General features: G+C 41.8%; 17 protein-coding genes. 11 read left to right on the top strand and 6 right to left on the bottom strand.

The annotated features are described in order from the left end of the window. Nucleotides 1–575 precede the first annotated feature (575 nt). Nucleotides 576–1,238, bottom strand: coding sequence for an HAD family hydrolase (locus tag EGC86_RS10890; protein ID WP_123777588.1), 663 nt, complete (start codon nucleotides 1,236–1,238; stop codon nucleotides 576–578). A gap of 123 nt (nucleotides 1,239–1,361) precedes the next feature. Continuing rightward, on the bottom strand, nucleotides 1,362–2,084 hold the full coding sequence (ubiG, locus tag EGC86_RS10885) for a bifunctional 2-polyprenyl-6-hydroxyphenol methylase/3-demethylubiquinol 3-O-methyltransferase UbiG (RefSeq protein WP_123777587.1): 723 nt from the start codon (nucleotides 2,082–2,084) through the stop codon (nucleotides 1,362–1,364). 387 nt (nucleotides 2,085–2,471) lie between these two features. Here ubiG and gyrA point away from each other — a divergent pair, with 387 nt between their 5' ends. Then, complete coding sequence (gene gyrA / locus EGC86_RS10880; protein ID WP_059743645.1) at nucleotides 2,472–5,201, top strand: DNA gyrase subunit A; 2,730 nt, start codon at nucleotides 2,472–2,474, stop codon at nucleotides 5,199–5,201. A 177-nt stretch (nucleotides 5,202–5,378) separates the two neighbouring features. Continuing rightward, complete coding sequence (gene serC / locus EGC86_RS10875; RefSeq protein ID WP_123777586.1) at nucleotides 5,379–6,470, top strand: 3-phosphoserine/phosphohydroxythreonine transaminase; 1,092 nt, start codon at nucleotides 5,379–5,381, stop codon at nucleotides 6,468–6,470. 159 nt (nucleotides 6,471–6,629) lie between these two features. Here the strand turns inward: serC and EGC86_RS10870 are convergent, their stop codons facing one another. The 3 genes from EGC86_RS10870 to EGC86_RS10860 all read right to left on the bottom strand — a co-directional run bounded on the left by EGC86_RS10870 (nucleotide 6,630) and on the right by EGC86_RS10860 (nucleotide 10,980). Then, nucleotides 6,630–7,709 carry a methyltransferase gene (locus tag EGC86_RS10870; protein WP_123777585.1) on the bottom strand — a complete coding sequence of 360 codons (1,080 nt, stop codon included), beginning with the start codon at nucleotides 7,707–7,709 and terminating at the stop codon, nucleotides 6,630–6,632. Nucleotides 7,710–7,922: 213 nt separating this feature from the next. After that, entirely contained in the window at nucleotides 7,923–9,284 is a 1,362-nt protein-coding gene (locus EGC86_RS10865; protein WP_102036523.1) for an SLC5/6 family protein, read from the bottom strand. A 505-nt stretch (nucleotides 9,285–9,789) separates the two neighbouring features. Then, on the bottom strand, nucleotides 9,790–10,980 hold the full coding sequence (locus tag EGC86_RS10860; protein WP_011637582.1) for an amino acid aminotransferase: 1,191 nt from the start codon (nucleotides 10,978–10,980) through the stop codon (nucleotides 9,790–9,792). A 438-nt stretch (nucleotides 10,981–11,418) separates the two neighbouring features. Here EGC86_RS10860 and aroA point away from each other — a divergent pair, with 438 nt between their 5' ends. The 9 genes from aroA to EGC86_RS10815 all read left to right on the top strand — a co-directional run bounded on the left by aroA (nucleotide 11,419) and on the right by EGC86_RS10815 (nucleotide 19,596). Continuing rightward, a complete protein-coding gene (gene aroA, locus EGC86_RS10855) occupies nucleotides 11,419–12,699 on the top strand; it encodes a 3-phosphoshikimate 1-carboxyvinyltransferase (RefSeq protein WP_123777584.1) in 1,281 nt (426 codons plus the stop codon). Between the two features lie 180 nt (nucleotides 12,700–12,879). Next, the gene (gene cmk, locus EGC86_RS10850; RefSeq protein WP_011637580.1) at nucleotides 12,880–13,569 is read left to right on the top strand and encodes a (d)CMP kinase; all 690 of its coding nucleotides are present in this window, start codon (nucleotides 12,880–12,882) and stop codon (nucleotides 13,567–13,569) included. A 114-nt stretch (nucleotides 13,570–13,683) separates the two neighbouring features. Beyond that, nucleotides 13,684–15,351, top strand: coding sequence for a 30S ribosomal protein S1 (gene rpsA / locus EGC86_RS10845; RefSeq protein ID WP_011637579.1), 1,668 nt, complete (start codon nucleotides 13,684–13,686; stop codon nucleotides 15,349–15,351). Nucleotides 15,352–15,428: 77 nt separating this feature from the next. Further along, nucleotides 15,429–15,716: an integration host factor subunit beta gene (gene ihfB / locus EGC86_RS10840; protein ID WP_011637578.1), complete on the top strand. Its 288-nt coding sequence runs from the start codon at nucleotides 15,429–15,431 to the stop codon at nucleotides 15,714–15,716. A gap of 122 nt (nucleotides 15,717–15,838) precedes the next feature. Further along, nucleotides 15,839–16,135 carry a LapA family protein gene (locus tag EGC86_RS10835; protein WP_049763537.1) on the top strand — a complete coding sequence of 99 codons (297 nt, stop codon included), beginning with the start codon at nucleotides 15,839–15,841 and terminating at the stop codon, nucleotides 16,133–16,135. Between the two features lies 1 nt (nucleotide 16,136). Next, entirely contained in the window at nucleotides 16,137–17,297 is a 1,161-nt protein-coding gene (gene lapB / locus EGC86_RS10830) for a lipopolysaccharide assembly protein LapB (RefSeq protein ID WP_123777583.1), read from the top strand. 68 nt (nucleotides 17,298–17,365) lie between these two features. Continuing rightward, nucleotides 17,366–18,064 (top strand): orotidine-5'-phosphate decarboxylase, encoded by a 699-nt coding sequence (gene pyrF, locus EGC86_RS10825; protein ID WP_011637575.1) that lies wholly within the window; start codon nucleotides 17,366–17,368, stop codon nucleotides 18,062–18,064. A gap of 110 nt (nucleotides 18,065–18,174) precedes the next feature. After that, nucleotides 18,175–19,017 carry an SDR family oxidoreductase gene (locus tag EGC86_RS10820; RefSeq protein WP_123777582.1) on the top strand — a complete coding sequence of 281 codons (843 nt, stop codon included), beginning with the start codon at nucleotides 18,175–18,177 and terminating at the stop codon, nucleotides 19,015–19,017. Between the two features lie 27 nt (nucleotides 19,018–19,044). Continuing rightward, nucleotides 19,045–19,596 carry a DUF2058 domain-containing protein gene (locus EGC86_RS10815; RefSeq protein WP_123777581.1) on the top strand — a complete coding sequence of 184 codons (552 nt, stop codon included), beginning with the start codon at nucleotides 19,045–19,047 and terminating at the stop codon, nucleotides 19,594–19,596. A gap of 77 nt (nucleotides 19,597–19,673) precedes the next feature. On the opposite strand, the gene EGC86_RS10810 is transcribed toward EGC86_RS10815, so the two are convergent. Then, the gene (locus EGC86_RS10810; RefSeq protein WP_123777580.1) at nucleotides 19,674–20,609 is read right to left on the bottom strand and encodes a hypothetical protein; all 936 of its coding nucleotides are present in this window, start codon (nucleotides 20,607–20,609) and stop codon (nucleotides 19,674–19,676) included. Nucleotides 20,610–20,634: the final 25 nt, after the last annotated feature.

The following is a 20,634-nucleotide window of genomic DNA, read 5'->3' as shown; positions in this document are numbered from 1 at the left end:
TCTATATCTAATCATGTGATCTGTTGTTGGATGCAGTGCTGCTTGATTCGATCCGAACCAGTTACAAAACAATTCCATGTTAAAACAATCAACCTGATGTACTCACAACGTGGTAGTTAAACACCAGTACGTTCAGTTAGCAGCTACATCCTTTGGAACGTCGTGGAGTAGTGTTTTGATTGTTAGCCACACACAAGATATGGTGTTATTTAAAATCTAAGATACAAGATAGTGAGGTTTGAGGTTTATTGCAAGCCACAATTTCATTAACTTCTTGTGGATAACTTGAGGATAAACGGCAGGGTTAGTGACAACTAACCCTAGAGCCCAAATTCATAAAGAGTTTTTGATAAATGATATTTTTTAATCCATCAAATGAGAAAGATTTGATCGCTAAAATAAACAGCGATCAAAAAAAATGCACTGTTTATTGGTTGATCTTTTGTTGGTTTTGATCGGGTGGAAATTGGTGCTGGTTAACTGCTCATTTAAGCCGAATAAGACCCGTTAAACTTCACTCATGCTTTGTTCATTTACCCAAAATATCCCGCTAACTTGATGCCCAAATAGTGTCATTATTCAGTGAAGAATTGCTTTAGTGAGGCGCCATGTTCAAATTGTCTGCCTGCAGGCCATGTGTCAGGTTTATCTGTCGCAGATAAATAACCCCATAAAGCAACGCCACCTAACATACTGGCATTATGGGCGGCGACTAAGTCGCGTTCGGCATCGCCTAGATATAAGATACTTTGAGGAGCAATGGCAATTTGTTGTGCTGCTAACAGCATTGGTGCGGTATGAGGTTTAGAGTGGCGGGTGCTATCACCACTGATCATGGTTTTCAATTTATGAGTTAAACCAAGCTTTTCCACTAATGGCCTGGCAAATCGAGCTGGCTTATTGGTCACTACACCATAAGGAATCGATTGGGCATCAAATAAAGACAACAGTTCAGGTAAGTCATCAAATAAACGGCTGTTGTCACCATTAATACGGGCATAATGCTGAAGTAGCGCTTGCTGGATGGTGATTTGTACTTGTTCATCGGCATCTGGAATGGCCGTTTTGACTAAATATAAGCTGCCATGTGATGCTGCATGGCGCATCAAATCAAGCGGTTGGACGTTAAAACCGGCTTCATCCAAGCTGAGGTTCAATGCCTGCACTAAATCTGGGGCTGTATCGGCTAAGGTACCGTCTAAATCGAACAGCACTCCTTTTATATCTTGTTTATGCAAGGGCTAGCTCCTAACGAGATAAAATAACAATAGACAGTGCAAGCCCTTTATAGCGTTATTAGTACAACATAACGCTATTGTGCTGCATTCACGTTGAAATGTTGAAAAGAATCACCTGGATGATCAATCAATTTTTTGAGTGGCTATCATATAGTTTACATCGACACTTTTAGTGTACATAAACACACCTGACAATGGATTGTAGGTAATTCCCAGCGCATCTTTACACAATAAGTCGGTGTTATCGACCAATGCCATCAGTTCCGATGGGCGAATAAATTTGCTGTGATCGTGAGTGCCAACTGGCAGCATTTTTAATAAATACTCTGCGCCGATAATCGTCTGTAAATACGACATCATATTACGGTTTATGGTTGAGAAAAACACAAAACCGTTAGGTTTAACCATGTCACAACAGGCTTGAATCACCGATTGTGGATCGGGTACATGTTCGAGCATTTCCATGCAAGTAACCACATCATAATATTCTCGGTGATTATCACGATGTGCTTCGGCTGTTGTTTTGAGGTAATTAACCGTAACACCAGACTCTAAGGCATGTAGTTTTGCCACTTCAAGAGGTTCGTTGCCCATATCAATACCGTCAACGTTAGCACCTAGGCGCGCCATACTTTCTGACAAAATGCCGCCACCACAGCCAACATCAAGTACTTTCTTGTCAAAAATACCATTAGCGGTTTGGTCGATGTAGTTTAAGCGCAGTGGATTAAGTAAATGTAATGGCTTGAACTCGCCATTGAGATCCCACCAAGTTTGCGCCATGGCTTCAAATTTTGCGATCTCTAGCGGATCAACATTGGGTGTCGATTGTTCAGCGTGTGACATAACTTAACCTAAGTGTGTAATAAAGTATGGTCGCTATTATAGCGATAACCTTTGCGAATAGTAGTCAACAATGGCTTTTGCGGTTCACGCTTGCTCATAAAACATCCATTTAAGCGAGGTGAATTGTCATTTTGTGCTATCAACTGCTTAAAGCATCAGCAAGTTAACGGTTATTGTTGCTTAAATTTAGTCATATATTAGCCAATGAATAAACTAAATTAGCTGAAAATATTAGCTTTTTTATAATTTTTAAGAGTGATAGAGCATTTGGCTGGTCTTTGCTCTGGCGACATTAAATATCTGTGTTAGAATGCCAAATCACGTTTTTAAGCTAGATAATAATATGGAAGTTTTATTGTCAGCTCACTTTAGGGGAACGCGCAGTTTATGACTGATCTGGCATCATCTATTTCGCCAATTAACATCGAAGACGAACTTAAGAATTCTTACCTTGATTACGCAATGAGTGTAATTGTAGGTCGTGCTTTACCTGACGTCCGTGACGGTTTAAAACCAGTTCACCGTCGAGTATTGTTCGCAATGAGCGAATTAAAAAACGATTGGAACAAACCATATAAGAAATCCGCTCGTGTCGTTGGTGACGTAATTGGTAAATATCACCCACACGGTGATACAGCTGTATACGATACAATTGTACGTATGGCGCAACCGTTCTCGCTACGCTACACATTGATTGACGGACAAGGAAACTTTGGTTCGGTCGACGGTGACTCGGCAGCGGCGATGCGTTATACCGAAATCCGCATGCAAAAGTTGGCGCATTCATTATTAGCCGACCTTGAAAAAGAAACTGTGGATTTTGTGCCTAACTACGATGGCACCGAAATGATCCCTGCGGTGTTACCAACACGTGTACCGAACTTATTAATCAATGGTTCATCTGGTATTGCGGTTGGTATGGCCACTAACATTCCACCTCACAACTTAACAGAAGTAGTGAAAGGCTGTTTGGCGTTAATCGAAGATCCAAGTTTATCGATTGAACAGTTAATGGAATACATTCCAGGTCCAGATTTTCCAACGGCAGCTTCAATAAACGGTCGCAAAGGCATTATCGATGCTTATAACACTGGCCGTGGACGCGCTATCATGCGCTCTAAAGCGGAAATTGAAACTGAAGAGAATGGTCGTGAACGTATTATTGTTCATGAAATTCCATATCAAGTTAACAAAGCCCGTTTGATTGAAAAAATTGCCGAGCTTGTTAAAGATAAAAAATTAGAAGGTATCAGTGGCCTACGCGATGAGTCTGATAAAGACGGTATGCGTATTGTTATTGAAATCAAACGTGGTGAAGTGGGTGAGGTTGTACTAAACAACTTATATTCTCAAACACAAATGCAGTGTTCTTTTGGTATCAACATGGTGGCATTGACTAACGGTCAGCCTAAATTGTTTAACCTTAAAGAAATGCTTGAGTGTTTTATTCTTCACCGTCGTGAAGTGGTCACGCGCCGTACTGTATTTGAACTGCGTAAAGCCCGCGAACGTGCTCATGTTCTTGAAGCACTTGCCATTGCATTGGCTAACATCGACCCGATTATTGCGCTTATTAAAGCCTCTCCTACACCTGCTGAAGCCAAAGCAAAATTGGTTGCACAAGGTTGGGAATTAGGTCATGTACAAGGCATGCTTGAAAAAGCTGGTGATGACGCTGCACGCCCTGAATGGTTAGAGCCTGAGTTCGGTATCCGTGACGGTCAGTACTATTTAACTGAGCAACAAGCACAAGCGATTTTGGAATTACGTCTGCACCGTTTAACCGGTCTAGAACATGACAAGATTTTAGCTGAATATGAAGAGCTTTTAGTTCTGATTGCAGGTTTGTTATTCATTCTTCGTACTCCATCTCGTTTGATGGAAGTGATTAAAGAAGAACTTGAAGAAATACTTGAGCAATACGGTGATGAACGTCGCACTATTATTAACGCTAACGAAATTGATATGAGTCTTGAAGACTTAATCAATGAAGAAGACGTTGTAGTGACCTTGTCTCACTTAGGTTATGCGAAATACCAAGTACTGTCTGATTACCAAGCGCAGCGTCGTGGTGGTAAAGGTAAAGCCGCAACTAAAGTAAAAGATGAAGACTTTGTAGAAAAGTTATTGGTGGCAAACACCCATGACACCATCTTGTGTTTCTCTGACTTTGGTAAGATGTACTGGCTAAAAGTGTATCAATTACCATTGGCAAGTCGTACTGCCCGTGGTCGTCCAATTGTTAACTTATTACCACTATCTGACGGTGAGCACATTACTGCCATTCTACCGGTACGTGAGTATGCAGATGATAAATATATCATCATGGCAACAGCACACGGTACCGTGAAGAAAACAGCATTAACAGCATATAGTAACCCTCGTGCAAACGGCATTATTGCTGTGAACCTAAAAGACGGCGACCAATTAATTGGCGTTGATATTACTGAAGGTAGTGACGACATTATGTTGTTCTCTAACGAAGGTAAAGTGGTTCGCTTCAATGAGAAAGCGCGTGATTCTGAAACCGGTGAAGTGAAGATAGATGCTGAAACTGGCGAAGAAATCATTGCACTGCGCCCTATGGGTCGTACTGCTACCGGTGTTCGTGGTATTAAGCTTGATGCGGGCCAAAAAGTGGTGTCGTTAATTGTGCCTAAAGGTGACGGTGCTATTTTAACCGTAACTGAAAATGGTTACGGTAAACGTACAGAGCTAAGTGAATACCCAGCGAAGAGCCGCGGTACTAAAGGCGTTGTGTCGATTAAAGTCAGTGAACGTAACGGTGAAGTAGTCGGTGCTGTTCAAGTGGGTACTTTTGACGAAATCATGTTGATCAGTAATAAAGGCACCTTAGTGCGTACTCCTGCTGAAGGCGTATCCATTATTGGTCGTAACACTCAAGGTGTGACTATCATCCGTACCGCAGAAGACGAGAAAGTCGTTGGTTTGCAGCGTATTGAAGAAATTCAAACTGAAGAGCTGTTAGACGAAGAAGGCAATGTTATTCCAGTAAGCGATATTATCGATGCTGAAGTGACAGATGCTGAGTCAACTGACGATGTTGAAGCAACAGATCCAGATGAAGCCAAAACCGGAGATGACGAACAAGAGTAGTAGATTACTTTTGTTGTCGATATCCTCGAACGGGCGCCTTAATGGCGCCCGTTTTATTTTACGGAATAAATTTCATCAAAATAGGTAAATAAAGGCCTATTCATCAACCCGTAAAATACTTACTATTACGGTTAAATTGTTATTGTCTATATTGATTATTTGTCAAAGGAGTTGTCTGTGAGCGCGATTTATAATTTCTGTGCTGGACCTGCCATGTTACCTCAAGCTGTAATGCAAAAAGCACAACAGGAATTAATTGATTGGAATGGCCTAGGCGTCTCCGTGATGGAAATCAGTCATCGCAGTAAAGAGTTTATTGCGTTGACCGATCAAGCAGAGGTGACATTACGCAAGTTGATGAACATTCCTGCTAATTACCACGTGTTATTTATGCACGGTGGTGGCCGGGCTCAATTTTCTAACGTGGTGAATAACTTTCTTGGCGATAATGGTCAGGCACTTTATTTGGTCAGTGGTCAGTGGTCATCGGCTGCAGTAACTGAAGCGAAGAAATTGGTAAGCGAGCACAATATTGACAGTATCAATATTGTTGAGCAGATCAATGGGCTTTATCAAGTTAAATTACCAGACTTAACGGCAATCGATAAAGATTATCGTTATGTGCATTACTGTTCAAATGAAACCGTAGATGGCATCGAGATTTTTGAAGAGCTAGACAGCCCATGGCCAATTGTTGCTGATTTATCATCGACCATCATGTCGCACGAAATTGATGTCAGCAAATACGGTCTTATTTATGCTGGCGCACAAAAGAACATTGGCCCGTCAGGCTTGTCGATTGTCATTGTGCGTGACGATATGCTTAAACTACCAAGTCTGCCGCAATCATCAGTAATGGATTATCGCGTTGCCGTTGAGCATGGCTCTATGTTTAATACACCGCCAACGTTTGCTTGGTATCTAGCCTCGGAAGTGTTTGCATGGTTAGCCGCAAAGGGGGGGGTAAGTGCGATGGCTGAAGTGAACCAACAAAAAGCTGCGTTACTGTATGATTGTATCGACAGTAATCCGTTTTATAAAAACGGTGTGGCTCCTCATAACCGCTCACGCATGAATGTCACCTTTCAACTAGTGAATGACGCCCTAGACAGTGAGTTTTTAGCACAAGCAGAGCAGGCGGGTTTAGTCGCGTTAAAAGGTCATCGTATTGTCGGTGGAATGCGTGCCAGTATTTATAACGCCATGCCACTTGCGGGTGTACAAGTGTTAGTAGACTTTATGAATAACTTTGCCGTAAACCACAGTTAATTTAAAAAGCTTATTTATTTAACGTAAGATCGGCTTAATAAAAACAAAGCGAATGCCGAGCAGCATTCGCTTTTTTATGTCATCAATAAATGTGTATTTCATCGCTATATTACTGAACGCACATCTCATGCCACTGGTTATTGCGGAATTGCCGTTCTGTTAATTCATCGGCTTTAATTTACAGCGGAGTAAAGTATGGCCTAGGCCAATGTTGTCGATGTCTTCATCAACATACAAGCCTGCCTCATTGATCATTTTAAGCATATCTTTACTGTGATACATCCTGCTATTGCCATTGGCAATCGCGGTAAAATACAAAGAGGTTGCGTTAACGCAATAGGCACCAGCTTCGTGAGGCTGTCGGTCCCAATACGTCTCTAAAATACACAGTTCACTGTCAGGTTTCATTGCAGCCACTGTGCGCTGGAGAATAGTGATGATTTGTTGTTTAGAAAAACAATCTAAAAATTGACTCATCCAATACAAATCACCTCCTTGGTAAAAAGGCTTGTTGTTATCAAGTAAATCTGTTTCAAACGGATGAACTCGGTCCGCAACCAAACATGCTTGGGCATTTTTCATTGCCACAGCAAGTTGACCGGGTAAATCCATAATGGTGACGTTGACGTTTTTATTATAGCGGGTGCAGGCAAATGCCCATTTACCGGTATTACCGCCTACATCAATAATATGAGCGGGATCTGACTTGAAAATCAAAGGTAATAAACTGTCAAAGGCATGATCTGAATAGTAATGATCGAACTCAAACCAGCTTTTTTTAGTTTGTTCAGGTAGCTGACTTAGCCCAGGGTAAATTGTGTCCCAATCGCCAAAGTGTTTAAGTCCTATTGCTTTGCCTTGCTTAAGTGAATCGTCAAGGTCAAACAAGCCTTGATAGCAAACATCATGGATGAAGTTTAGATTTTTTGCGGCCATATCATCATGGAGTAAGAAATAACCCGTTTTATCGAGTCGATAACGATCATCTTTACACCAAAAAATGCCCATACTTAATCCCATATCGAGCAATACGTGAATGGCATATTCAGACAATTCAACATGTTGAATCAGTTGAATTAAGCTAATACCTTCGTCTCCGGCGCCATCAATCTTTGTGAGTATGCCAAATTGACTTAAGCAACGAGCGACTTGAAAGCTTACCGGTGCGAAGGCTATTTTTTGTGCTTCAAACTTAGCATCAAATGCAGACATTTTTTTTGGGGATTGGTAAAAAGACATTAACTGAATTAACTCAAAGGAAGGAGGTGATATAGCTTCAATAGTAACAAGATAATACTAGTAAGGTTTTGAGCTACTTCTAGTTTTTGTTTTTTGATAAATGTATAACTGTAGAAGTTGAAGCATAACACTACATTTTGAGTGAGTTCTTTATGCAAAACTCTGCCTCAATGAATCATTCGAGCGGGTGTGAGCCCGCTCGAATTATCTTATTTAACTCAGTAAGCCGAATAGAATGGCTGTCATAGATAATAAACCGGTAATGACGACGAATATGTTACTAACTCGACCGCGGTAGGCTTTCAGTGCCGGTACTTTGTATATCGCATACATTGGCATGAGATATAAAATAGCCGCAATCACCGGGCCACCAAGCGCCTCAATCATACCCAGAATACTTGGGTTCATAACCGCCACGCCCCAAGTAGTCATAAACATAAATCCTAAGATAAATTTATCCAGTTTTTTGCTATTTTCTGGCTTACTGCTGTCGGGTAATTGCTTGATAATGATGCCTTTCAAACCTTCTGTTGCCCCCATGTAGTGACCGAAGAAAGATGAAATAATGGCGATGAAAGCAATGACAGGGGCAAAGTAGCTGATAAAGCCACTTTCATGCACGTTGGCTAGATAAGACAATATCGGTAAGTTATCGGCTTTAGCTTCTAATAACTGCGCCGGTGTTAGTGACAGAACACAGGAGAACACAAACAACATCACAAATCCGACTAACATAATGGCTGTATTGCGGAGGATGACATCGGCTTTATGGGAAGCATTAGCGCCATGTTCTTTTTTGAGAGAAACCGAGAATTGTGAGATAGCGGGTGAATGGTTAAAGGCAAATACCAACACTGGAATGGTTAACCAAACAGTACCAAGAAAATTGGTTGTTGAAGGCACAACCATTAGCGCATCAAACTTCCAGTCTGGTATAAGGTACAAGGACATAAAAGCAAGGATTGCGACGAGCGGATAGACTAATAACCGCGTCACGGAGAGCATAAATTTTTCACCCGCAACCATCACCGACATCATGCCTAAAATTAACATACCCGAAAGTAGCCAACGTGGAATACCACTGACTTTATCGATGATTTGCCCGCCAGCTTCTGTCAGTGCAGGCGTACCGTCGAGTAACATTCTTGGGACGTCGGTAAACATGCCTAATTGATTAATAATGAAACTGTCGACGGTATTGGTTATCCCAACGCCATAGATTAATACAATGGGATATATGGCTAAAAAATACAGCCAAGTAATCGCTTTACCGGCTCCAGCACCAAAATGTTCTTCAACTACCTGAGTGATGTCACTGCCAGGAATAGCAGATGAGCATAGGAAGCGAGATAATCCACGGTGAGCAAGATAGGTCATTGGGCCTATCATGAGTGCCATTAACACTAATGGCCAAAAACCTCCCATTCCGGCATTGATCGGTAAAAATAAAATTCCAGCGCCAACTGCGGTGCCAAACAAGCTCAACATCCAGGTGGTATCCTGACGTGTCCAGCCAGTAGCTGAAACAACGATTGACTCGGGGACCTCTTGTACACTTATGGCTTCATTTTGCATGGCTAATTCACTTTGTTGATATATTAATTTCAGCGTCAGGCTATCTCTTTTTATGAAAATTTAAACAGCTACAGAGCCATTATGTTAATAATGTTCATGCTATGGGAGCTGTATCCCGATGAGCGTAAATTAAAAACTACAAGCGGCTTCAATTCGTATACAACCATCACCTATATATTTAACAGTGCGATTACTTTAATAGATACCCGAGAAATAACAGTATTATGCATTAGCAATATTGGCTCAATTCGATAAATTGCATCGCTTAGATTTGGCTGCACTTAACGCTGTTATTTGCAAAGGCAGATAAGTTCACCTAACTCGAATTGTGGTATTTGGGCGTTAAGATGGAATAACAAACGGCTATTTTTGATAACTGATTATTATGTCATTTTGAGGGGGGCTAAGTAGACAATTTTTTAGACTTAACATAAACAAGGCCGCATTAAGCGACCTTGTTTATAGCGTAATATTACCAGCTACCCATAAATCAAAATGGTATCGGTTATAGCACTGCCGCAATTGATTTAGCTAAATAATCAACATTAGTTTCACTAATACCAGCAATACTGATACGGCTTGAGCCGACCATGTACACACTGTATTGCTGTTTAAGGATTGCCACTTGTTCTGGGTTAACACCTAAAAATGAGAACATCCCTTTTTGACGGGCGATAAAACTAAAGTCACGGTCAACACCATTGGCTGTTAATTGATTGACCAACATTGCCCGGTTACCATTAATTCGGTCACGCATCACTTTAAGCTCGTCTAACCATTGTTGTTTGAGGGCTGGGGTACCTAAAATGGTCTCAACAATCGCAGCACCGTGTGCTGGCGGCATAGAATAAATGCAGCGCACTACATATAACAATACCGATTGGGCAACATCAACAGTTGCGCTATCTTTAGCAACAATTGAGCAAGCGCCAATACGTTCGCGGTATAAACCAAAGTTTTTCGAGCAAGAGCTGCATAAAATCATGCTTTCAACTGCTGCAGCCATCTGACGAACGCCATAAGCATCTTCATCTACGCCGTCACCAAAACCTTGGTAAGCCATATCAATTAATGGTGTAAAGCCTTGCTTCACCGTAACCTTAACCACTTCATCCCATTGCTCAGTGGTTAAATCCATACCGCTTGGGTTATGACAACAAGCATGTAAAAGCACTACGTCATCTTTACCAATGGTATTTAAGGTTGCCAGCATTTGGTCAAACTTAAGTGTTTTGCTGTCATAGTCATAATACGGATAGGTTTTAACCGTAATACCTGCAGCTTCAAATAACCCTGTGTGGTTTGCCCATGTTGGGTCACTTACCCATAGCACCGCATTAGGATTACAACGTTTAATAAAGTCTGCCGCCACGCGCAGGGCGCCAGTTCCGCCAGGGGTTGACACTGTACGAACTCGGTTAGCCAGTAATGCACTGTGGCTAGCACCAAAAGCTAATTCACCCATAAGTTGGTTAAATGACGCTGAGCCAGTCGGGCCGATGTACACCTTGGTTGTTTCGGTGTCTAAACGAATTTTTTCGGCGGCTTTAACACAATCTAAAATTGGCGTATGACCTACAGGGTCTTTATAAACGCCCACACCTAAGTCAACTTTATTTGCGTGGCTGTCTTCGCGGTATTGAGTTAGCAGGCCTAAAATAGGATCTGCTGGTAAGGCTTTTAGGGTATCGAACATGAATAGAACCTTATATTAGCTATTTGCACTAAGCATAACGCGCTTTAAACTAAGAGTTAAAGCCATAATTGCTCCCAATCTCAATTAATATCTTATTGAGATTTTTTCATTTGGAAAGTTAACGTAACAAGCAAATAATACTGTCATATCGTAAGATTATCTGATGTAATGGACCTCCATTACAGTGTTAAGTATTATTGTTGGCAATCTCGTAAGACTGTTGCCGTATTTAAAGGCCAAATAATGGTCGTGAGTTGTTGATATTAGCGCTGTAATCCGTATTTTATCAGCTTGTAATGGTTTTTGTTTAGTGACGATAAACTCTTTCATTCTGTAATGAATTTGTTCCACTTGATTTACGCTGTCTGGCAATAAATGAGTGATGTTTTCCATCAAGATTAACTTGAACTTAATCTTTAGCAAAAAAGAAGAAAGCGAATGAAGCAACTGCGTCTTAATCCTATTAATTGCATCAACGGCGAAATTAATATTCCAGGGTCTAAAAGTATTTCAAACCGTGTATTACTTTTAGCCACGCTTGCCAGAGGCTGCACTACACTTACAAACTTGTTAGATTCTGACGATATTCGCTATATGCTGGCATCGCTTAAACAATTGGGTATTCAATACACATTAAGTGAAGACAAAACCGAATGCGTTGTTGAAGGAAACGAAGGTCCAATTTCATCCGCTAGCGCTCAAAGCCTCTTTTTAGGTAATGCTGGTACGGCAATGCGTCCTTTATGCGCAGCATTAACATTAGGCCAAGGCGAGTTTACCTTAACGGGTGAGCCACGAATGGAAGAGCGACCAATTGGTGATTTAGTTGATGCGCTGCGTCAGCTCGGTGCAGATGTCACTTACCTTAAAAACGATGGTTTTCCACCGTTAACGATAAATGCCACAGGGCTAAACGGCGGCGATGTTGAAATTGCCGGTGATTTATCAAGCCAGTTTTTGACGGCACTGCTAATGGTCGCGCCGCTGACTAAAGACAGCGTTAATATTAAAATTAAAGGTGAGTTAGTTTCAAAACCTTATATCGATATTACCATCGCACTGATGAAGCAATTCGGCGTTGAGGTGATTAACCACCAATATCAACGTTTCGAAATTAAAGCCGGTCAGCACTATGTCTCTCCGGGTAAAGTTTTAGTTGAAGGTGACGCTTCATCTGCATCGTACTTTTTAGCCGCGGGTGCCATTAAAGGTGGTGAAGTTAAAGTCACTGGTGTTGGCCGCTTAAGTATTCAAGGCGATGTAAAATTTGCTGATGCATTAGCCCAAATGGGCGCAAACATAGAGTGGGGCGATGATTACATTATTGCCAGAAAGTCTACGTTAACAGCCATCGAAATGGACATGAATCATATTCCCGATGCTGCAATGACCATTGCTACAGCTGCTTTATTTGCAACAGGCACCACAAAACTGACTAACATCTACAACTGGCGCATTAAAGAAACAGACCGCTTAGCCGCAATGGCCACCGAGTTACGTAAAGTGGGCGCAATAGTTGAAGAAGGTCATGACTATATTACGATCACACCACCTGCAGAACTCAATACTGCAGCAATTGATACCTATAATGATCATCGTATGGCAATGTGTTTTTCAATGATGGCCTTTGCTGATTGTGGGATCACCATTAACGATCCAGACTGCACATCTAAGACCTTTCCAGATTACTTTGCACAATTTACACAATTGGCAAAATAATCTTATATCGTGAAATTAAAACGAACCCTTTAGTGCATCAGGTATGCACTAAAGGGCGATCTTGGTTTTAATAACCGAAAATTCATCAGTAATTAACATTTTTTTGTTATACAATGCGCGCGCTTATTTTGATGAACCCTTTATCTTTTCAAGGAAGATAGATTATTTTCGGAGGAAATTATGTCTGAACGATCTCCAGTGATCACAGTAGATGGCCCAAGCGGTGCAGGGAAAGGGACTATATGCCAATTGTTGGCACAACATTTAGGGTGGCATTTGTTAGACAGTGGTGCGATTTATCGTGTTTTAGCCTTAGCCGCTATTCATCATGATGTTGAGCTAGAAAACGAAGAAGCACTGACCTTATTGGCTGCACACCTTGATGTTCAATTTTTAACGGGCACCGAGGCCGATGCCATTAAAGTGATTCTCGAAGGTGAAGATGTTACCACCACCATTCGCACACAAGAATGCTCAAATGCTGCCTCAAAAGTGGCGGCATTACCACGCGTACGTGAGGCATTATTACGTCGTCAACGTGCATTTAGCGCCGCTCCAGGACTTGTTGCCGATGGACGCGACATGGGCACAGTGGTTTTTTCTAAAGCACCAGTAAAAATATTTTTAACTGCGTCTGCTGAAGAACGTGCGCAAAGACGCTATAATCAGTTGCAGGACAAGGGCTTCGATGTTAAAATCGATCGCCTTTTAGCTGAAATTATTGAACGAGACGACCGTGATACCAATCGCGCCGCTTCGCCACTAGTCCCAGCTGATGATGCACTTGTTATTGATACAAGCGGCATAGGCATTGAAGATGTATTGAAGCAAGTGCTTGAATATGTTGGACAAAAAATTACTGTTACATAATCGAATGGTCGATTATTGTGCAGTAGGTATTCGTGTTAAGGATGACACGAATAATATTACTAGACTCCACATCTAGGATGGATGGTGGTTTATTTAATGAAAGTAACCTAAAACATGACTGAATCTTTTGCTGATCTATTTGAACAATCCCTTCAAACCCTAGAGTTCCGTCCAGGTTCTATCGTCCGTGGTACAGTTGTTGCCATCGAAAACGGTATGGTACTTGTTGACGCTGGTCTTAAGTCTGAAAGCCCAATCAATGCTGACGAATTCAAAAACGCACAAGGCGTTTTAGAAATCCAAGTAGGTGATGAAGTTGACGTAGCCCTTGACTCTGTTGAAGATGGTTTCGGTGAGACTCAATTGTCTCGCGAAAAAGCTAAGCGTCATGAAGCTTGGATCGTTCTAGAAAAAGCGTACGAAGATGCTGAAACTGTAATCGGTATCATCAATGGTAAAGTTAAAGGTGGTTTCACTGTTGAATTAAACGGTATCCGTGCCTTCTTACCAGGTTCTCTAGTTGACGTGCGCCCAGTTCGCGACACAGCTCACTTAGAGTACAAAGAATTAGAATTCAAAGTTATCAAGCTTGACCAGAAGCGCAACAACGTTGTTGTTTCTCGTCGTGCAGTTATCGAATCTGAAAGCAGTGCTGAACGTGATACTCTTCTTGAGAATCTACAAGAAGGTCAAGCTGTTAAAGGTATCGTTAAAAACCTTACTGACTACGGTGCATTCGTAGACTTAGGTGGTGTTGACGGTCTTTTACATATCACTGATATGGCTTGGAAACGTGTTAAGCACCCATCTGAAATCGTTAATGTTGGTGACGAAATCAACGTTAAAGTTCTTAAGTATGACCGTGAGCGTACTCGCGTATCACTAGGTCTTAAGCAACTTGGCGAAGATCCATGGTTAGAAATCAGCAAGCGCTACCCAGAAAGCACTAAGCTTACTGGTCGCGTAACTAACTTAACTGACTACGGTTGCTTCGTCGAAATCGAAGAAGGCGTTGAAGGTTTAGTACACGTTTCTGAAATGGATTGGACTAACAAGAACATTCACCCATCTAAAGTTGTTAACTTAGGTGATGAAGTTGAAGTGTTAGTATTAGACATCGATGAAGAACGTCGTCGTATTTCTCTAGGCCTTAAACAGTGTAAAGTTAACCCATGGGATGACTTCGCAACTCGTTACAACAAAGGCGACAAAGTATCTGGTAAGATCAAGTCAATCACTGACTTCGGTATCTTTATCGGTCTTGACGGTGGAATCGATGGTCTTGTTCACTTATCTGACATTTCTTGGAACGGTACTGGCGAAGACGCAGTTTCTGAATACAAGAAAGGCGATGAGATCCACGCTGTAGTTCTTTCAGTAGACCCAGAGCGTGAGCGCATCAGCCTAGGTGTTAAGCAAACTGAAGATGATCCATTCAACGCATACTTAGCTGACAAGAAGAAAGGCACCGTAGTTCACGGTACTGTTTCTGCTGTTGACGCAAAAGGTGTTACAGTTGAATTAGCAGAAACAGTTGAAGGTTACATTCGTGTAGCTGACATCTCTGCAGACCGCATCGAAGACGCATCTACTGTATACTCAGTTGGTGATGCAATCGAAGCTAAGTTCATGGGTGTAGATCGTAAGAACCGTTCTATCAGCTTATCTATCAAAGCGAAAGATGAAGCTGAACAGAAAGAAGCGATCGCTACTTTGAACAAGCAAGACGATGTTGTAATGAGCAGCGCAATGGCTGAAGCCTTCAAAGCAGCTCGTAAGTAATCGAAAATCGTCTGTTGTATGGGGACCTTGTCCCCATTAGGCGACTGTGTTTGGCTTGATAATATGGGATAGCTAAGATGACAAAATCTGAACTTATCGAAAAACTCGCCACTAGGCAGTCGCAACTGTCGGCGAAAGAAGTGGAAAGTGCAATCAAAGAAATGTTGGAGCAAATGGCAACAACATTAGAAACCGGTGATCGTATAGAAATCCGTGGATTTGGTAGTTTTTCACTTCACTATCGTGCGCCTCGTACGGGTCGTAATCCAAAAACAGGAACCTCTGTTGACTTGGAAGGCAAGTATGTACCGCACTTTAAGCCGGGAAAAGAGCTGCGCGAACGTGTCGATGCTGTTAATCCTTGATTAACGCTTGAATAAAAAGCCTCCTATTGGAGGCTTTTTTGTATCTAATGGCAGTCAATGCTGGTCAGCCCAGTAAATTTCTTGGATAATCATTATATTGATGCACCTTCATGGAGAATAGCGTGAGATCATTTATTATCGTTGTACTGGTTGGATTGATGTTTGTTCTAGCATTATTATTTGGCGCTAAAAATGAACAAGTCGTAACCTTAAGTTACTTTATTGCTGAAGGGCAATATCGATTGCCTATGGTGCTTGCTGTGGTATTTTTCAGCGGCTTTATCATCAGTTGGATATTTGCAAGTTACCACATCGTGAAGTTAAAACTCGCGTTACGTAAAAGTAACAAAGCGCTTAAAAAGTTCGCCGCTGCGGATGCAATCAGTGTTGTTGTAACGCCTAAGGATCAAGCCGCCTAGTATGCTAGAAATCTTGTTCTTGTTATTGCCTATCGCTGCCGGTTATGGATGGTACATGGGACGACGCAGTATTCGTCATAGCGATAGCCAGCAGACTAAAAAACTAAGCCGAGATTACTTTACTGGGCTTAACTTTTTACTGTCTAACGAGTCTGACAAAGCGGTTGATTTATTCATCAGCATGCTCGATGTTGATGACGAAACTATCGACACCCATCTATCGTTAGGTTCGTTATTTCGTAAACGTGGTGAAGTGGATCGTTCTATTCGCATCCATCAAAATTTGATTGCTAGGCCTAGCTTAACCAATGAGCAGCGTGACATTGCGATGATGGAGTTAGGTAAAGATTATATGGCTGCAGGTTTTTATGACCGCGCTGAAGAAATCTTTATAAACTTAGTCAGCCAAGATGACCACAGTGAAGAAGCTGAAACACAACTGCTGCTAATCTACCAAGTGACCAAAGAGTGGCAAAATGCCATCGACATCACTAAACGCTTACCTCGTAAACGTCAGCAAGTGCTTAAATGCACCACGGCCCATTTTTATTGTCAGTTAGCTGATGAAGCCAATAATGACGCTGATAAAATCAAAAAATTACAACAAGCAATTAAACAAGACGCCCAATGCGGTCGAGCTTGGTTAACCTTAGCAAAAATGTATCTTGATGCTGGCCAATTTGAGTTATGTAAGCAGGCGCTACAAGAGCTAAAAGTGGCAGATATTAATTTATTTACCGATGGTGTTTCAATTGCAAAGCAAGTTTATCGAGACACCCAAGATCCAAACGGTTTTCATGAGTTGCTTGCCAAAGCGATTGCTGATGGCGCGGGTGCCAGTGTGGTTGTTGCATTAGCCGAACACAAAATTAGCCTCGGCCAGCATCAAAGTGCTGAAACCATGATGCTCGATAATTTATATCGTCATCCGACCATGAAAGGCTTTCAGCATTTAATGAAATTACACATTAAACAAGCTGAAGATGGTCAAGCCAAACAAAGTTTGTCTATGCTTGAGCAACTTGTTGAACAACAAATTAAATTCCGCCCTAGTTATCGCTGTACCGCCTGTGGTTTTCCATCTCACGGTTTATATTGGCATTGTCCATCGTGTAAACAGTGGGGCAGTATCAAGCGTATCAAAGGCCTCGATGGTGAATAACGTCGCCATCACAAGATAGAATCCTTATAATAAATGCATTAACACAAGCTATTGCCGCTGGAGTCCTAATGACTGATAAATCCATTGTAGTCGCCCTCGACTATGACAATAAAAACGACGCATTAACCTTTATTGATAAACTTGACCCAGAGATGTGTCGTTTAAAAATCGGCAAAGAGATGTTTACGTTATTCGGACCCGATCTGGTTAAAGACATCCACAGTCGTGATTTTGATTTATTTCTCGATTTGAAATTTCATGATATCCCCAATACCGTTGCAAAAGCCGTTGCCGCCGCCGCTGATTTAGGTGTGTGGATGACTAACGTGCATGCCAGTGGCGGCTTAGCCATGATGCAGGCAGCCAAAAAAGCATTGATTCCCTTTGGTGACGATGCACCATTATTGATTGCCGTCACCGTATTAACATCGATGTCAGATGAAGATTTAGTGTTGCTTGGTATTAATGTGCCTGCGTTTGAACATGTGCTGCGCTTAGCCAAATTGACTCATCAAGCAGGATTAGACGGGGTTGTGTGTTCGGCTCAAGAAGCTAAATTGCTTAAATCATCATTTGGACAAGACTTCACCCTAGTTACACCGGGTATTAGACCCGCAGGAAGTGATGCCGGTGATCAACATCGTGTCATGACTCCACCCCAGGCTATTGCGGCAGGATCAGATTATTTAGTGATTGGTCGACCAATTACTCAAGCTGCCGACCCATTAGCAGCACTTAAAGCTATTTATCAATCACTGCATGTTTGATTTGTTATATCGCTAACGGTTAGGTTGACTGCGTCACTGTATTTAGTCAATCTAGTGGGTAAAGATACCTTATCTACATTAACCAAATCACACAGAAATAAGGGATGACTATGTTTGATGACAAAGGGTTTGATGGCAAAGGATTTGATTACACCGGTAAAAATGTTGTTGTGGTTGGCGGTACATCTGGAATAAACCTTCAAGTTGCGATTCAATTTGCTAGCGCTGGAGCCAATGTTGCGGTCGCGAGTCGCAGTATTGATAAGGTTAATGCCGCGGTAGAATTACTGAACCAAGCTAACCCAAACGCCAAGCATTTAGGCGTCAGTTTTGATGTACGTGACAATGATGCATTAACGGTTGGTTTTGCAAAAATTGCAGATCTCTACGGTCATATCGATGTGTTAGTGAGTGGGGCTGCGGGTAACTTTCCGGCCAGTGCGGCAAAGCTTTCGAACAATGGTTTTAAATCGGTTATTGATATTGATTTAATTGGCAGTTTTCAAGTATTAAAACAAGCTTACCCATTATTATCACGTCCGAATGCCAGCATTATTCAAATTTCAGCACCACAAGCGTATATCGCGATGCCATTACAAGTGCATGTTTGCGCCGCTAAAGCCGGCGTCGATATGTTAACTCGTACATTAGCACTAGAGTGGGGTGTTGAGGGGATACGAATTAACTCTATTGTCCCAGGTCCAATTGCAGATACCGAAGGCTTTAACCGCTTAGCCCCCAGTGATGAACTGCAACAGCGAGTGGCCAATAGTGTGCCGCTAAAACGCAATGGTAAAGGTCAAGATATTGCCAATGCAGCTTTGTTTCTTGCATCCGATATGGCGTCATACATTACGGGTGTTGTATTACCTGTAGATGGTGGTTGGTCATTGGGTGGTGCCAGTATTGCGATGACAGAATTAGGCGACATAGCCGCCAAGCACGGTTTATAAAAATCGATAAATTTAAAGGTAAATTCCATGGCTAATGCATTACAAGACCAACTGCTTAAAGCAGGTCTTGCCAGTAAACAAAAAGTACGTGACGCAAAAACACAAAAGCGTCGTGACAAAAAAGCCAAAGTTGACGACGGCAGCTCAGAGCTTAAGCAACAAATTGCTGAGCAAAAATTATTGCAAGCGAAAAAAGATAAAGCATTGAATGAAAAGCGCTTTGCTGCAGCAGCTGAAAAAGGTCAAGTGCGTGGTTTAATCAGCGAGTTTTCTAAGTTTGCTATTACCGTAGCGCGTGATGCTGAACTTAAGTTTAACTTCACGTTAGAAAACAAGATTTATTCGGTTTATATTACCGATAAAATCCAAGCTGATTTACTCAATGGCAGTTTAGGCATCGTCCGTTATGAAGATAAAACCTACATCGTACCGCATAAGCTCGCAGAGCGAGTGAAGTTACTTGTTCCACAATGGTGTGGTTACTTGTGGGATAAAGCCGCTAAAGATTCTGTTGCGCAAGTGAGCGGAGCCGATGACCCATATGCAGATTATGCAATTCCAGATGATTTAATGTGGTAAGTGTTACCATTAACCGTTAATCATTAACAAAAAACGCCTCTAAATAGAGGCGTTTTTGTTTGGTGTTAATCAATATTTTACGAGTCTGCATTAGCCTGTTTTGCCGTTAACGCAATGACTTGCTGACAATAAGCAAGGTGATGGCGGATTGTGTCTAAGTATTGTGATGCTTGATTATCAATAAGGTACCAATAACTGGCTGTTTGTGGATACTGATTGTAAAACAACGACTCGGCCATAATTAGGTCGCTTTGGTTAGCATAGGTTAACCATTGCACGCTTGGTAAGTTACTCAAGGCGGCTAACAACGCATATTGTACTTCAAGATTATCAGGTTGTTCGGTCGTTACTTGCAAGGCTAAACGCTGGGCGATTTTAAATTGCGGATCAGCGTTGTCTGGGGTCAATATATCATTTTGGCGTCGACGAACCGCATCGCTCAACAGTACTTCAAACGGATTAATATCAACAGGTTCAACATCGTGTAGCAATAGGGTAGATGCATCATCTACAAACAATTCGGGCCACTGAATATTATTATTGGTGAGTTGCAAACCTAATGCAATACGGCGCTCACCTAACCAATTATGCACCATGCAAGGCAAATGTTCTGAAGCGGGCATATCGTTGGGTCTAGCTAAAGACGGTAATAAAGACATACGTTGTACATTGACCTGTGTTGCCATCAACGACATCAATAGAATGGTCGCCAATCCCGAAGATGGCCAGCAGTTAAGTTGTCCTTCGAGTTTTTCACCCACTTCGGTTAGTAATGAAACTAACTGATTGTCATCTAGACTATTACTGACAACGAAGGCTTGATGCGAACCGGCATAAGGGCCATTACAAATGTTAATAACGTTATCGGCATCATGTTCAGTCCCATTAAAAATGAAAGTATGTCCAATGTCGGCAGGTTGCCAATCGCCATGTGCATTGCCAATGACGGTGATCTGCTGATAGTGCCCAGATAGGGAAGATGATGAAGGGATCTGCTCAGTACGTGTATGCATATAAGTGCCGTTCGCTATGGTTTAT

The organism is Shewanella frigidimarina (genome assembly GCF_003797125.1).
Lineage (GTDB): Bacteria > Pseudomonadota > Gammaproteobacteria > Enterobacterales > Shewanellaceae > Shewanella > Shewanella frigidimarina.
The sequence above is the reverse complement of the archived record's forward strand: the minus strand, read 5'-3'. Positions and strand labels throughout refer to the sequence as shown.

Bases quoted from the DNA above. Each gene is read 5' to 3' on its own strand.
- rpsA (WP_011637579.1), top strand. From the start codon at position 13,684: ATGACTGAATCTTTTGCTGATCTATTTGAACAATCCCTTCAAACCCTA.
- aroA (WP_123777584.1), top strand. From the start codon at position 11,419: ATGAAGCAACTGCGTCTTAATCCTATTAATTGCATCAACGGCGAAATT.
- gyrA (WP_059743645.1), top strand. From the start codon at position 2,472: ATGACTGATCTGGCATCATCTATTTCGCCAATTAACATCGAAGACGAA.
- EGC86_RS10810 (WP_123777580.1), bottom strand. From the start codon at position 20,609: ATGCATACACGTACTGAGCAGATCCCTTCATCATCTTCCCTATCTGGG.
- EGC86_RS10865 (WP_102036523.1), bottom strand. From the start codon at position 9,284: ATGCAAAATGAAGCCATAAGTGTACAAGAGGTCCCCGAGTCAATCGTT.
- EGC86_RS10820 (WP_123777582.1), top strand. From the start codon at position 18,175: ATGTTTGATGACAAAGGGTTTGATGGCAAAGGATTTGATTACACCGGT.
- lapB (WP_123777583.1), top strand. From the start codon at position 16,137: ATGCTAGAAATCTTGTTCTTGTTATTGCCTATCGCTGCCGGTTATGGA.
- pyrF (WP_011637575.1), top strand. From the start codon at position 17,366: ATGACTGATAAATCCATTGTAGTCGCCCTCGACTATGACAATAAAAAC.
- ihfB (WP_011637578.1), top strand. From the start codon at position 15,429: ATGACAAAATCTGAACTTATCGAAAAACTCGCCACTAGGCAGTCGCAA.
- EGC86_RS10815 (WP_123777581.1), top strand. From the start codon at position 19,045: ATGGCTAATGCATTACAAGACCAACTGCTTAAAGCAGGTCTTGCCAGT.
- EGC86_RS10860 (WP_011637582.1), bottom strand. From the start codon at position 10,980: ATGTTCGATACCCTAAAAGCCTTACCAGCAGATCCTATTTTAGGCCTG.
- ubiG (WP_123777587.1), bottom strand. From the start codon at position 2,084: ATGTCACACGCTGAACAATCGACACCCAATGTTGATCCGCTAGAGATC.
- cmk (WP_011637580.1), top strand. From the start codon at position 12,880: ATGTCTGAACGATCTCCAGTGATCACAGTAGATGGCCCAAGCGGTGCA.
- EGC86_RS10870 (WP_123777585.1), bottom strand. From the start codon at position 7,709: ATGTCTTTTTACCAATCCCCAAAAAAAATGTCTGCATTTGATGCTAAG.